11 protein-coding genes are annotated in these 13,106 nt (G+C 71.4%); 9 read left to right on the top strand and 2 right to left on the bottom strand.

Annotated elements, in window-relative coordinates:
* Positions 1-151: 151 nt before the first annotated feature.
* Positions 152-877, bottom strand: coding sequence for a hypothetical protein (locus H4W81_RS28760; RefSeq protein WP_192777683.1), 726 nt, complete (start codon positions 875-877; stop codon positions 152-154).
* Positions 878-1,056: 179 nt separating this feature from the next.
* Positions 1,057-1,599 (bottom strand): RNA polymerase sigma factor, encoded by a 543-nt coding sequence (locus H4W81_RS28755; protein ID WP_192777682.1) that lies wholly within the window; start codon positions 1,597-1,599, stop codon positions 1,057-1,059.
* 178 nt (positions 1,600-1,777) lie between these two features.
* Between H4W81_RS28755 and H4W81_RS28750 the strand changes: the two genes are divergently transcribed.
* The 9 genes from H4W81_RS28750 to H4W81_RS28710 all read left to right on the top strand — a co-directional run bounded on the left by H4W81_RS28750 (position 1,778) and on the right by H4W81_RS28710 (position 13,100).
* Positions 1,778-2,224: a hypothetical protein gene (locus H4W81_RS28750; protein WP_192777681.1), complete on the top strand. Its 447-nt coding sequence runs from the start codon at positions 1,778-1,780 to the stop codon at positions 2,222-2,224.
* The gene (locus tag H4W81_RS49510; protein WP_192777680.1) at positions 2,215-3,426 is read left to right on the top strand and encodes a DUF6395 domain-containing protein; all 1,212 of its coding nucleotides are present in this window, start codon (positions 2,215-2,217) and stop codon (positions 3,424-3,426) included. Before H4W81_RS28750 ends, H4W81_RS49510 begins: the two co-directional genes overlap by 10 nt.
* Positions 3,423-4,265 (top strand): M55 family metallopeptidase, encoded by an 843-nt coding sequence (locus H4W81_RS28740; RefSeq protein WP_192777679.1) that lies wholly within the window; start codon positions 3,423-3,425, stop codon positions 4,263-4,265. The genes H4W81_RS49510 and H4W81_RS28740 overlap by 4 nt, the downstream gene beginning before the upstream one ends.
* Positions 4,258-5,811 (top strand): flavin monoamine oxidase family protein, encoded by a 1,554-nt coding sequence (locus H4W81_RS28735; protein WP_192777678.1) that lies wholly within the window; start codon positions 4,258-4,260, stop codon positions 5,809-5,811. Before H4W81_RS28740 ends, H4W81_RS28735 begins: the two co-directional genes overlap by 8 nt.
* Before the next feature lie 10 nt (positions 5,812-5,821).
* Positions 5,822-6,337 (top strand): YbaK/EbsC family protein, encoded by a 516-nt coding sequence (locus H4W81_RS28730; protein ID WP_192777677.1) that lies wholly within the window; start codon positions 5,822-5,824, stop codon positions 6,335-6,337.
* A gap of 105 nt (positions 6,338-6,442) precedes the next feature.
* On the top strand, positions 6,443-8,875 hold the full coding sequence (locus tag H4W81_RS28725; RefSeq protein ID WP_318782012.1) for a serine/threonine-protein kinase: 2,433 nt from the start codon (positions 6,443-6,445) through the stop codon (positions 8,873-8,875).
* A 4-nt stretch (positions 8,876-8,879) separates the two neighbouring features.
* Positions 8,880-10,706 (top strand): serine/threonine-protein kinase, encoded by a 1,827-nt coding sequence (locus H4W81_RS28720; protein WP_192777675.1) that lies wholly within the window; start codon positions 8,880-8,882, stop codon positions 10,704-10,706.
* Between the two features lie 37 nt (positions 10,707-10,743).
* The gene (locus H4W81_RS28715; protein WP_192777674.1) at positions 10,744-12,126 is read left to right on the top strand and encodes a serine/threonine-protein kinase; all 1,383 of its coding nucleotides are present in this window, start codon (positions 10,744-10,746) and stop codon (positions 12,124-12,126) included.
* 194 nt (positions 12,127-12,320) lie between these two features.
* Entirely contained in the window at positions 12,321-13,100 is a 780-nt protein-coding gene (locus H4W81_RS28710; protein ID WP_192777673.1) for an electron transfer flavoprotein subunit beta/FixA family protein, read from the top strand.
* The last annotated feature ends 6 nt before the right edge of the window (positions 13,101-13,106 follow it).

Below are 13,106 nucleotides of genomic sequence, written 5' to 3'. Positions count from 1 at the left end.
GGCGTCGGTAATGGGTGAGAGGAGTCACCTTGGACCGCAATGAGAGCTTCCGCGAGTTCGTGGCCGTCCCTCAGCAGTCGCTGATGCGGACGGCGTACCTGCTCACGGCGGCGTCAGGTTGATGATCCAGTTGCCGTCTACCGGTCCGTTCTCAGCCGGTGAGGTCGTACCACTGGGGAGTGGCGACCTTCAGCGGATCGGGCATGGGGCCGGCCCCAGGTCCGGGAACGACGTAGAGGTCTACGGTGTCCGAGCTGTGGTCGCGGGAGCCGTTGACGATCCAGTCGTTCTTGATCCGGTCCGCGGGAACGGGTTGGTCGAAGGAACCGCCGTCAGGCCGGCTCCACAGCAGGCGATGGCCGACCTTCAATCCGCGCCGGTGCAGTTCGGCGCGCACAGCCGAGACCGTCTTACCGTGGACCGTGTACCCGTCCAGCGCCTCCTCCCCCGAGGGATCGTAGGGACGGTCATCGACGTAGGGTTCACCCGGTCCGGCGGGGCGGCCCACCCCGAAGACGACCCGGCCGGGGAAGTCCGCGGGCATCCAGACCTTGCCGCAGAAGGCCGAAGCGCACGGGGTCACGGCCTTCACTCCTATGCTTCCGTGCCGGGTGAAGCCCTCAGGGACGATCGGGCCGAGCAGCGTGCCCACTGCGTTCGGCGCCACTGGGACGACCTTGACCCTGACATTCAGCCCTACCGCGCGAAACGCCTCCTCGAAGCGCCGATGGTCGGCGGTGGGGTCGGTGATGGTGACGCTGAAATGGTCGTCGGCCTTCTTTATGGAGACGGCCGCATTGGCGTACTGGGTGGCCGGACCGACGGGCGCCAGGCCGACGCCGATCGCGACGGCCACAGCCAGGGCGGTGACCGCCAAGGCCGATATGGGCCAGCGGGCACGCCCTCGTACACGGGTTCCCCCTCTGGGGAGCCAGGAGAACCGGCGGCGCGGAGGCGGGGTCGCCATGATCGCCGCGCGTAGTTCACGCGCGCCAGGGCCCTGATCCGGCGCGTGTGGCGTGGGGTCGATGGCCATTACCAGGTGGTCGATGTCATTCATGCTTCCCCCATCGCGATCGTCGAGGACGGCTGCCGCTCCAGCGTTGCCGCCAGCCGTTTGCGTGCCCGGTGCAGGCGGGTTCGGGCGGCGATCGCCGTACATCCCACAACCTTGGCGATCTGCTCGCTGGTCAGCCTCTCCCAGCAGGCCAGTGCCAAGATCTCCCGGTCTCTCTCGGGTAGCTCGTCGAAGGCCGTGCGGACATACTCCAGGTCGGCCGGTGTGCCCGGCCGGTCGGCGGCCAGCTCGTCGCGGAGCCGGTCGGCGAGCACGGCCCTGCGTGAGGCACCGCGTTTCTGGTTGGCCAGCACGCGGCGGGCCACGCCGTACAGCCACAGCAGCGCCCGCTCGCCCGCGGGCACCTGGTCGATACGCCGCCAGGCGGTGAGGAACGTCTCGGAGATGACGTCGGCGGTGTCCTCGGGGGAGTCGGTACGGCGTGCGGCGTACTGATGTATCGCCGGATAGTACGCGTCATAGACCGCCTCGAAGCGATCTCGCTGTGTCACAGAGTCTCCTTGCCGAAAGGTGCCGGACACCTTGGTTAGTGTCCGGTGCCCTTCGATGTGTTGCAGATCGCTCCGACCGGTTTGCGTGCCACCAGCGGGGCCAGGGCGGTCGACTCGTCGTCGCCGAGGTCAGCTGGTCTGGGGAGAGCTAGATGGCCTTCGGAGAGCGGCTCTAGAGGGAGGTGGTTTGCCGCTATCGTGGCGTTTCATGATGCGCGTCCTGGTCCCGGCGCGGCTGAAGAAAGCCGTCCGTTCGTGGTTCGACTCCCGTTACATCTCGGTCGCCGACCACCGGCAGGACATCAAGGACGCGCTGTGGGAGGTCCAGACGCTGCGCCGTGAGGTGACCACTCTGCAGGAGGAGGTCAGGCGGCTCAGGGCGGTCAAGCAGCAGGCTCCGCAGACCGGGGCCAAGGCGGCGGAGGAGAAGGCCGCCGAGGCGCACCGGCTGGCGTTCGAGACGGCCCAGGCGCTCGACAGGATCCTGCAGAACGAGGTCCTGCTCTGGCAGGCCGTCGACGAACTCAGAACCGCGAAGGAACCGCCGGCGGGCGGACACAGGGGCGCGGACGAGCCGCGGGACGGCGGGATCGGAGCCGCGAACCGATCTCGGCCCAGCGGGTCCACGGTCGCCGAGGAGCAGTCGTGCGCGTGACGTGGAAGGGCGGCGAGCTCTCCTTCAGGCTCGACCCCGAGGACGAGATCACCGGCACCGTGTCCGACGGCTACCCCGTCAAACTGGCCGTCAACTCGTGCGAGATCCGGGGCATCCCCTCCGACGCGCACAACGACCTCTGGGCCGTCGCCGCCTGGACGGTCGTCGCCCCCTGGACCAGGAGAAGGATCACCTTCGACCGTCCCGTGTCGCACGAGCTCGCCGCCGCGCTGCACGACGGCTGGGGGGTCGAGGCGGGTCCCGTGGGCGGTCCGCCGCGCACCCCGGGCCCCACGCTGGCGATCTCCTACAGCGGCGGCGCCGACTCGGTGGCCGCCGCGGCGGTCTTCCCAGAGGCGCCGTTCGTGCACTTCAGGCGGGTCCCGCACAGCAGGGTGCCGAACCGCTGGCCGCACTACCGCTCCGACGTCCTGGCCAAGCTGGCCGCGCGGACCGGCCGCGACGTGACCACGGTCGAGTCCGACCTGGAGTTCACGCTGGCCGAGCCGCGTCCCGGCTATCCCGAGCACCACGCGGTCATGGTCGGGGCGCTGCTGCACGCCGACCGGCTGGGTCTCGGCGGGGTGGGTCTCGGGTACGAGATCGGCTCGCGCTGGCTGGGCGGCGGCCGTTATTTGCACCGCTTCACCCCCGACAACCCGATGTGGGCGCCGCACGGGATGTGGGGGCGGCTGTTCGCGGCGGCGGGTCTGCGGATCGTGCTGCCCGTGGGCGGCGTGAGCGAGGCGATGACCATGAAGATCGCGCTGAACTCTCCGCTGAAGGCCCAGGTGCGCTGGTGCCTGCGCGGCACCTCGGGACCCTGCCGCACGTGCGGGAAGTGCCTGTACAAGGAGCTCATCCAGGCCGCGGTCGAGCGGCGTCCGATGGACACGCCGATCACCGCGGACCGTCCCGTGGCGCGCAAGTGGCAGGAGCCTCCGCCGTACGGCGGGCAGGAGATGATCGAGTACGGCTGCGCGAGGGTCCCCGGCATCGAGCGCACGCCGTTCGCCAGGGCGGCCGGGTACCTCAAGGCGACCGAGGAGTCCACCAGCTGGCTCGACCGCTGCTACCGGCCGGCGATCGAGGAGATCCCCGAGCCATGGCGGGAGCGGGCGGAGCGGTTCATGGCGGAGAACGTCGGGTTCATGGACGAGGCACAGGCAACGCGAGTCGAGACGTGGGGTGGCGTGGGGTGAAGGTCTACCTGTCCGTTGACATGGAGGGCGTGACCGGGTTGACCGACCCGGAGGAGATGCACGCGGGCAAACGGGGCTACGAGCGCGGCTGCGAGCTCATGACCGCCGACGCCAACGCGGCCATCGAGGGCGCCTTCGCCGCGGGGGCGACCAGCGTGCTGGTCAACGACGCGCACGGGTCGACCAAGAACCTCAGGATCGACCTGCTCGACCCCCGTGCCACGCTGATCCGCGGTCCCGGCAAGTCGCAGCGCATGGCGCAGGGGCTCGACGCCTCGTTCGACGCCGCGATGTTCGTCGGCTACCACGCGAGGGCGGGCGTGCAGCACGGCGTGCTCAACCACACGTGGATGGGCAAGGAGATCCAGAACGTCTTCCTGAACGGGGCGCCCTGCGGGGAGACGCGGCTGGTCGCGGCCTGCGCGGGCTTCCACGGCGTGCCGGTCGCGCTCGTCACGGGGGACGCGGCGGTCGGCGAGGAGGCCGCCGAGCTGCTCGGCGAGGTGGAGACGGTCGCGGTCAAGAAGGGCATCGACAAGTTCTCCGCCGAGTTGCTGCCGCCGTCCGTGGCGCAGGCGACGATTCGTGAGGCGGCGGCTCGGGCGCTCGGCAGGTTGAGCGAGTTCACGCCCTACGAGACGAGCCGGCCGTACACGCTGGGTGTGGAGTGGAACTCCACGGCGATCGCGGCGGCCTGCGCGCTCGTGCCGGGCGTGAAGCAGACGGGGTCTCGGGAGATCGAGTTCGCCACGGACGACTTCACCGAGATCATGGCGCTGATGGGCCTGTTCGCGACCATTGGTGGGCAGGTGGCCTGCGGCAGCGGGCCCTATGGCTGACAGAGGCACGCTGACCAGGCGGGGACTGCTGGTCGGCATCGGCGCGGCGGGCGGCGCGGGCGCGATGTACGCGGCGATGGGCGCGCTGGGGCTGGCTCCCGCGGAGCAGGACAAGGCGTTCACCCCACCGCGGACGGGCGATTTCACGCTGACGGGGAAGGGCGCCGCGAAGGTCGTCATCCTCGGCGCGGGCGTCGCGGGCCTGACCGTCGCATACGAGCTGGGCAAAGCGGGCTACGACTGCACGCTCCTCGAGGCGAGCGACAGAATCGGCGGGCGCAATCTCACCCTGCGCGGCGGCGACCGGCTCACCGAGCTCAACGGGGCCGCCCAGGACGTGCGCTTCGGCGAGGGCGTCTACTTCAACGCGGGTCCCGGCCGGATCGCGCCGTGGATGGTGACGATGGACTACTGCCGCGAACTCGGTGTCCCCATCGAGACGTTCGTCAACTCCAACGCCTCCGCCTACGTGCACACCGAGGGCCGGACGGTCCGGAACAAGACCGCCCGCGCCGACATGTACGGCTACGTCGCGGAGCTGCTGGCCAAGGCCACCAACCACCGCGCGCTCGACCGCAGGCTCACGGGCGACGACCAGGAGCGCCTCCTGGAGTTCCTGCGCAGGTTCGGAGACCTGGGGCCCAAGCTCACCTACGAGGGGTCGGAGCGCCGCGGTTTCACGAAGTACCCGGGCCTGGACGGTGGGACGGCGCTGACCGGCCCCACGAGCCTGCACGACGTGCTCGTCGCGGGAGTCGGCCGCGCGATCATCAACGACTTCGGCTACGACCAGGCCACCCCGATGTTCCAGCCGGTCGGCGGCATGGACGCGATCGTCACGAGGCTGGTCGAGGCCGTCGGCCGCGACCGCGTCAGGACCGGCGCGAAGGTCACCAGGATCACCGACCAGGACCAGGGCGTCACCGTCACCTGGGAGGGTGGCGAGCTCACCGCCGACTACTGCGTCGCCACGCTGCCCCCGCACGTCCTGGCGAGGATCCCGCACAACCTGGGCGCCCCCGTCACCGCCGCGCTCCGCACCCCGGTCCCGGTCGCCGCCGGCAAGATCGGCCTGGAGTACGGCAGGCGCTGGTGGGAGCTGGAGGACCGCATCTACGGCGGCGTCACCGAGACCGACCTCGACATCACGCACATCTGGTACCCCTCCTACGGCTACCACTCCGAGCGCGGCCTGCTCGTCGGCTACTACAACTCGGGCGAGTCCGCCGAGCTGTACGGCGCGCTCACCCCCGAGGACCGCAGGCGCCGCGCGCTCACCCAGGGCAAGAAGATCCACGGCGAGAAGTACCGCGCGGAGCTGCTGTCGAGCGTCTCGATCGCCTGGGAGCGCCAGCCCCATCTCCAGGGCGGCTGGGCGCGCTGGCCGGCCTTTGATTCGTCCTTCACTCTCCTGCAACGTCCGTCAGGGAGGGTGTACTTCGCGGGCGACTGGCTCACCCATCTGGTCGCCTGGCAGGCGGGCGCCATGGAGTCCGCCAGGAGCGCGGTCACCCAGCTGCATCGACGTGTCACAGCCTCGGCGTAAGGTCCTGCCCATGGACGTGCAATGGGTTCCGGCTCTCGACCGGATCGACCTGCTCGCCGAACCGGTGGCGCGGGCCGTACGTGAGATGGAGGAGGAGGTGCGGGTGGCCGAGATCGATCCCGAGCTGGCCGACACCGCCGCCTTCTGCGAGCGGTACGGCGTGGCGCTCGACGCCTCGGCCAACTGCGTGGTGGTGGCGGGCAGGCGCGGCGGCGAGGTGCGCTATGCCGCCTGCATGGTGCTCGCCACGACGAAGGCCGACGTCAACGGTGTGATCAGGAGACGGCTCGACGCGCGCAAGATCAGCTTCGCCCCCATGGACGACGCGGTCTCGCTCACGGGCATGGAGTACGGCGGCATCACTCCGCTCGGCCTGCCCGACGACTGGCCGATCCTCGTCGACAGCAGGGTGGCGGCGCATCCCGAGGTGGTCATCGGCAGCGGCGTGCGGCGCTCGAAGCTCGCCCTGCGGGGGGCCGCTCTGGCCGGACTGAAGGCCGCGGAGGTCCTCGATCTGGCGAACTGAGACCAATGCGAGACTGTTGATTGGAAACCTATGGGGCCACTTCGGACGTTACACCAGTGGGAATGTGACCTCGTGGTTCATCTCGTGGGCGGGGTTTGAGCCAGTATGGTGCTGCATGCCATGAACGATGACCGACTAGGCCCCTACCGACTGCTCAGGCGGCTCGGTGAAGGTGGCATGGGCGTTGTCCACCTCGCTGTCGACCCGCAGGGGCGGCAGGTGGCGGTCAAGGTCCTGCGAGCAGAGGTCGCCGGCGACGACGTCGCCAGGCGGCGGCTCTCGCGCGAGGTCGACACGATGCGGCGAGTGCGCAGCAAGTACATCGCCGAGGTGCTGGACGCCGACGTCACGGGACACCGTCCCTACATCGTCACCCGTTACGTGCCGGGCCGTCCCCTCGACGAGGTCGTCAAGCAGGACGGTCCCTTGGAGCTGCCCGCGCTGGTCCGCGTGGCACACGGGGTGGCCTCGGCGCTGGCCGCCGTCCACTCCGTCGGCGTGATCCACCGCGACCTCAAGCCCGGCAACGTGCTGATCCTCGACGGCGACCCCGTCCTGATCGACTTCGGCATCGCGCAGGCGGTCGACGCGACCAGGCTGACCCAGACCGGCATGTTCATCGGCACGCCCGGCTACCTCGCCCCCGAGATCATCGAGGGGCACGAGGCGGGTCCCGAGGTCGACGTCCACGCGTGGGCGGGCACGCTGCTGTACGCCGCGACCGGCCAGCCGCCCTTCGGCAAGGGCACGCTGGAGATGATCTTCTATAACATCACCGCGGGCAAGGCCGAGGTGTCGGCGGCGCCGCGCGAGCTGCAGCCGCTGCTCAAGGCGGCCTTCCAGCGCAATCCCGCCAAGCGGCCCAAGGCGGCCGACCTGGCCGAGCAGACCGCGAGGCTGCTGCCGGGGCCCGCCAAGGTGGCCGACGAGATCTCCACGGTGCCCAGGCCGGACCGTCCTGGGTCGCGTCCCGTCATCGACCCCGCCGACGTCCCCACGCCCGCGATCCCGCCCGCTCGCCCGCCGCTCGGGCAGCCGGCCGCCCCTGGGCCGTACGGCGGCGCCGCACCCGTGCCGGGCGCCGCCGCCCCCGGCAGCCAGGAGTTCGTCTCCCTGCTCGGCAACCAGCCCCCAGCGACCGGCGGCCACGGCCAGGCAGGCCCCGCCACAGGGGGGCAGGGCACCGGTGGTCAGGGCACGGCGGGTCCCGGCACCGGTGGTCAGGGTCCTGGAGGTCCCGCCACGGGCGGCCATGGCGCGGCCGGTCCCGCTTCGGGCGGTCCCGCTCCCGCGGGTCAGGGGCAGGCGGGCGAGCACTCGACGACCGGGGGCGACCCGTGGCCGACCAGGCGTGTGACGCCCGAGGAGCTGCGGCAGATGCGCGAGGAGGGCGGCGTGCCCGCGCACCCGTGGGACGCGCCGACCAAGGCCGCTCCCGAACCACCCTCGAGCCGCCCGTGGCCGGGTAACCAGGGCAACCACAGCGCGCCGCACGCCCCTCCGGGTGCGCCGAGTCCGTCCGGCGGCTTCCCCTCGGCGGGTGGTTTCCCCGCGCAGGGCGGCCCGCAGAGTGGCCCTCCTGCTCAGAGCGGGCCTTCCGGTAGCCGCCCGGCCCAAGGCCCTTCGGGTGGCCACCCTGGCCAAGGCGGCCCCTCGGGTGGATTCCCGGCCCAGGGCGGCCCTTCGCAGGGCTTCCCCGCTCAGGGCGGGCCGGCCGGCGGTTACCAGGGCGTGCCGCCGCAGGCGCGGCCGTACCAGCGTGACGGTGACATCCCGACCCGCAGGGTGCGCCCCGAAGCGCCCGACTACCCTCGTGGCGCCCAGCCGCCCTACGGCCAGCAGTACCCGCAGGCGAACGTCTCGGGGCACGACCCCGAGACCTGGCGCGAGCCGCGCATTCCCGGCGCGCCGCCCGGCCTCGCGTTGCAGCGCTCCAAGGCGTACGGCGTGGCGGGCGCCATGCTGCTCGTCATCATGATCGTGCTGGCCGTGCTCGCCCCGCTGGTGGTGAGCGCGGTGGCGATCCCGTTCGCCGTGCTGCTGCGCGCCGCCGACCTGGCCCAGCCGCAGCTCAACGCCAGGCGCTCGACGGGTTCGGCGGCGGCGGACGTGGTCCGCGTGTTCGCCCAGCCCGCCGCGCTGCTGAAGTCGATCGGCATCACGGCCGCGCTGGTGCCGTACGCGCTGATCCTCGGTCTGCCCGTCACCCTGCTGCTCACCGTGCTGGTCCATTCGATGCCGCTGGCCAACGCGCTGGCCTGGGGTGGAGCGGTCGCGCTGTGGACGGTCTGCGCCGGTCCCGGGGTCGAGGCCCCCGGGCGGCAGATGCGCAGGACGCTCGCCTCACTGGTTCCGTCGCGTACGGTGGCCATGGTGACCGCCGGCGTGCTCGCCGTCGGCGCCGCGCTCTCGCTGGTCCTGGCGTTCGGCACGGTGCCCGAATTGGGTAGGAAGTCGGTATGGGCGCCCGTCGAGGTGAGTTGGCTCACGGACCAGCTGATGGAGCTGCGGGGGAAGGCGGGCCAAGGAGGGGGATGAGTAGATGAGCACTGGCAACACCCAGGCGCCCGAGCGTCTCGGTCCCTACAGGCTCGTCAGGAAGATCGGCGAGGGTGGCATGGGGGTTGTCCACCTCGGGCTCGACGAGGAGGGGCGCGAGGTCGCCATCAAGGTGCTGCACCCCCACGTCGCGGCGGACCTGAAGGCGCGCGACCGGCTGACCCGCGAGGTCGAGACCATGCGCAGGGTGCGCAGCCGGCACGTCGCCGAGGTGCTCGACGCCGAGCTGGTCGGCGGGCAGCCGTACGTGGTGACGAGATTCGCCCCCGGGCGCACGCTCGAGGAGACGGTGCTCGCCGAGGGGCCGCTGCCCGCGGCGCAGCTGATCAGGCTGGCACAGGGACTGTGCGCCGCGCTCGTCTCCATCCACGCCGCCGACGTCATCCACCGCGACTTCAAGCCGTCCAACGTCATGCTGGTCGACGGCGAGCCCCTGGTCATCGACTTCGGCATCGCGCACCTGGTCAACGCCACCAGGCTGACCCAGACGGGCATGTTCGTCGGCACGCCCGGCTACCTCGCGCCTGAGATCATCCGCGACACGGAGATCACCCAGGCGGCCGACGTGCACGCGCTGGCCTCCACGGTCTTCTTCGCCGCGGTGGGCGCGCCGCCGTTCGGCACGGGCACGTTCGAGGTCATCTGCTTCAACATCATGGAGGGGCGGGCGCAGCTCGACAAGGCGCCCGCGTGGCTGCGCGGCTGGCTGAGCAGGGCGCTGGCGGTCGACCCCAAGGCCAGGCCCACCGCGCAGGAACTGCTGCGCATGGCGCGCGCGCTCGACCCCTCGGTGACGGCCTTCAACGAGACGCCGCCGAACGGCACGCGGGTCCTGGAGTCGCCGCCGGTCGGCAGGACCAGGACGCTCGTCTCCGACGACAGCTTCTCCGACCTGCTGCCGCCGGTCGAGTACGCCAAGCCGCCGCGCCCCGAGCCGCAGCCCCGCAAGGAGCACAGGCAGCGCAAGGAGCCGAAGCCGCCGCCGTACGTGCCGGCGAACGTGCCGCCGTACCAGCCGCCACCGCCGTACCCCGACCAGCGGGTCGCGGGCTACCCCGCGCCTTCGCCGCAGCAGCAGCGGGCGGCGGTCAGGCCGCCCCAGCCCGCCGTCCAGCCGCGGCCTTACACGCCGCCGCAGGCCGATCGGCCGAGGTACCGCGTGGGGCATCCGCTCATCGCGGCGCTGCTGCTGACGTTGCTGGTCGCGCTCGCGGTCATGATGCCGGTCATGGCCGGCGCCGCGGCCGTGGTGATCGCGCTGGTGCTGCGCGTGGGCGAGTACCTCTTCGGTGACCTCGTCTCGCGCCGCCAGTTGCGGGGCAGCAGCGCGGCCGATCCCGCGCTGATCCTGCTCGGCACGCCATGGGCGCTGATCAAGGCGACTCTGGTGTCGCTGGTGCAGGTCCCGCTGTCGATCCTGTGGGGCGTGTGCGTGTGGGGCGTGCTGCACTACGCCCTGCAGATCCACAGCGACCAGGCGGTGGCCTACGCGGCCGGTGCCTTCGCGGCGGGGCTGTTCGTGCTGCCCGGAGGGGGAGCGCCGCGCAAGGCCGTCACCCGCACGCTGACCGGCGTCATCCGCAGTCCAGGGGCAGGGCTCGTGGTCGCGCTGGTCGTCGGCACCGCCGCGCTGCTCGCTGTGCTGTTCGCGATGGGGCAGGCGCCTACCTGGCATCCGTGGGAGCAGCCCTCCGACGTGGTGAGGGAGCTGACCCGCACCGCGAAGGACAGCGTGACCGGACTCATCACGGGGCTCATCGACTCCCTCATGACGAGCCTCGGACTCGGCTTCCTCTCACCCTGGTCATGACGTGGTCTCCGGCCCCTCCGCGGGGCACTATGGAGACATGAGCGAGCCTGACGGTGAGCATCTCGGCCCCTACCGCCTTCTCTCCCCGCTCGGTTCGGGCGGGTTCGGCGAGGTCCACCTCGCGCTCGACCCCGAGGGCCGCACCGTCGCGGTCAAGGTCCTGCACCCGCACGTCGCCGCCGACGCCTCCGCCCTGACCAGGCTCGAGCGCGAGGTCGAGACGATGCGCCTGGTGGAGGGGCCGTACGTGGCCGAGGTGCTCGACGCCTCGATGTCGGGCGAGCGGCCCTACCTCGTGACCCGCTACGTCCAGGGGCGGCCGCTCAGCGTCGTGCCGGTGCCCGTGACGGATCTGCGCCGCCTGGCCAAGGGGCTGGCGCAGGCGCTGACGGCCATCCACGACGCGGGCGTGGTGCACAGGGACCTCAAGCCCGCCAACGTCATGATGGCCGAGGGCGAGCCCGTGGTGATCGACTTCGGCATCGCCTCGGCGCTCGACTCGCTGTCTGTCACCGCCTCGGGCGCGGTGGTCGGCACGCCCGGTTACCTGGCGCCCGAGGTGCTCGAAGGGCAGGAGACCGGCGCTCCGGCCGACGTGTTCTCCTTCGCCGCCACGCTGGCCTACGCGGCCACGGGGCGCCAGCCGTACGGCACGGGCCCGCTGTCGGCCATCGCCTACCGGGTCGTCCATCACGAGCCCGATCTCGAGGGGGTGCCCGCCTGGCTGGAGCCGCTGCTGCGCGAATGCCTGCTGCGTGACCCCGCCGCGCGGCCGACGGCCGCGCAGATCTGCGCCAGGCTCGGCGTCGACACGCCTTCCCGCGGGCGCCACGGCGTCAGAGGCCTGAGCGGTACGGCCCGGCGCCCCACGCCGAGCGCCATGGGAGCGGCGGGCCCGGCGGGACCGGAGCCCTTCCCCGGCGCCCTGGGGCCCGAGCCGGGGGCGTTCCTCGAGGCGGGCGGCCCTTCCGGTGGGCTGGGCGGCGTCTTCGCCGGGGGCCGGCGGGTGGAGCCCACTCAGGGCCATGCCGACCTGCACGACCTGTCCACGAGGGAGTGGCGGCCCGGGCGGCCCACGACGGACGAGGCGCGCGCCCGCCACAGGGAGAAGATCCGCAGGCGGTGGGTGATCGGCTCGGGCATCTTCGTCGCCCTGCTGGCGGCGGCGGCCAGGACACCGCTGCCCGAGGCGTCGCTGCTGCTGCTCGCGTCCTACTCTCTGATCGTGGTCGGCGACGCGGCGGTCGCGCTGCTCTCGCGCGGCCTGTTCAGGATCCGCCGCATGGTGACCGACCTGTCGTCGGTGGCCGGGGTGGTGGCGCTGTGGCTGGTGCTCAGCACCCTCTTCAGCCCGTTCACGCTGGCGCTCTTCGCCGGCACTGCGCTGGTCGTGGGAGTGGTCTTCCTGCTCAACGCCTGATCGCGATATGCGATGGGGGCCATAGCGGGATTCCGGAACAAAGTTCGGTATGGTGGGGCCACCTGCGGGTTTGCGTCAAAGCTACCCATGGGTAACATGGCGACCCAAGGGGCCGTGGAGTGGGGCCCTGGGCAGTCTGGCAGTCTGGACAGCACTCATCCGAGCATGCGATTACGGGAGGTCGGCCACCGGCCATGAACATCGTCGTCTGCGTGAAGCAGGTCCCCGACACGGCGACCGAGCGCAAGCTCCGGTCCGATGACAAGACGCTCGACCGCGACGCCGCCGACGGCGTCGTCAACGAGCTTGACGAGTACGCGGTCGAGGAGGCCCTGAAGCTCAAGGAGGCCCACGGCGGTGAAGTGACCGTCCTCACCATGGGCCCCGGCAAGGCCACCGAGACCATCCGCAAGGCCCTGGCCATGGGCGCGGACAAGGCGGTCCACCTGACCGACGACGCCCTGCACGGCTCGGACGCGCTCTCGACCTCCTACGCGATGGCCCAGACGCTGAAGAAGATCGGTTTCGACCTGGTCATCCTCGGTTCGGAGTCGACCGACGCGCGGACCGGCGTGCTGGCCGCGATGCTGGCCGAGCGCCTGGGCGCCGCGCAGCTCACGCTGGCCAACAAGGTGGACATCGACGGTTCCTCGATCTCCATCCAGCGCCTGACCGACTACGGCTACGACAAGGTCGAGGCCACGCTGCCCGCCGTCGTCTCCGTGGTCGAGAAGATCAACGAGCCGCGTTACCCCTCCTTCAAGGGCATCATGGCGGCCAAGAAGAAGCCGGTCGCGACGATGGGCGTGGCGGACGCCGAGATCGACGCGTCGCAGGTCGGCCTCGGTGCGGCCTGGTCCGAGGTCGTCGACTTCGCCGCGGCCCCTCCGCGCGCGGCGGGCACGATCGTCAAGGACGAGGGCGATGGCGGCGTCAAGGCCGCCGACTTCCTCGCGTCCAAGAAGTTCATCTGAGTACGG

The sequence above is a fragment of the Nonomuraea africana genome, from assembly GCF_014873535.1.
GTDB classification, from domain to species: domain Bacteria; phylum Actinomycetota; class Actinomycetes; order Streptosporangiales; family Streptosporangiaceae; genus Nonomuraea; species Nonomuraea africana.
Note: the sequence above shows the minus strand (reverse complement) of the source record. Positions and strands in the feature narration are given on the sequence as shown.

Coding starts and splice junctions, on each gene's coding strand:
- H4W81_RS28750 (WP_192777681.1), top strand. CDS start 1,778: ATGATGCGCGTCCTGGTCCCGGCGCGGCTGAAGAAAGCCGTCCGTTCG.
- H4W81_RS28735 (WP_192777678.1), top strand. CDS start 4,258: ATGGCTGACAGAGGCACGCTGACCAGGCGGGGACTGCTGGTCGGCATC.
- H4W81_RS28730 (WP_192777677.1), top strand. CDS start 5,822: ATGGACGTGCAATGGGTTCCGGCTCTCGACCGGATCGACCTGCTCGCC.
- H4W81_RS28725 (WP_318782012.1), top strand. CDS start 6,443: ATGGTGCTGCATGCCATGAACGATGACCGACTAGGCCCCTACCGACTG.
- H4W81_RS28720 (WP_192777675.1), top strand. CDS start 8,880: ATGAGCACTGGCAACACCCAGGCGCCCGAGCGTCTCGGTCCCTACAGG.
- H4W81_RS28715 (WP_192777674.1), top strand. CDS start 10,744: ATGAGCGAGCCTGACGGTGAGCATCTCGGCCCCTACCGCCTTCTCTCC.
- H4W81_RS28710 (WP_192777673.1), top strand. CDS start 12,321: ATGAACATCGTCGTCTGCGTGAAGCAGGTCCCCGACACGGCGACCGAG.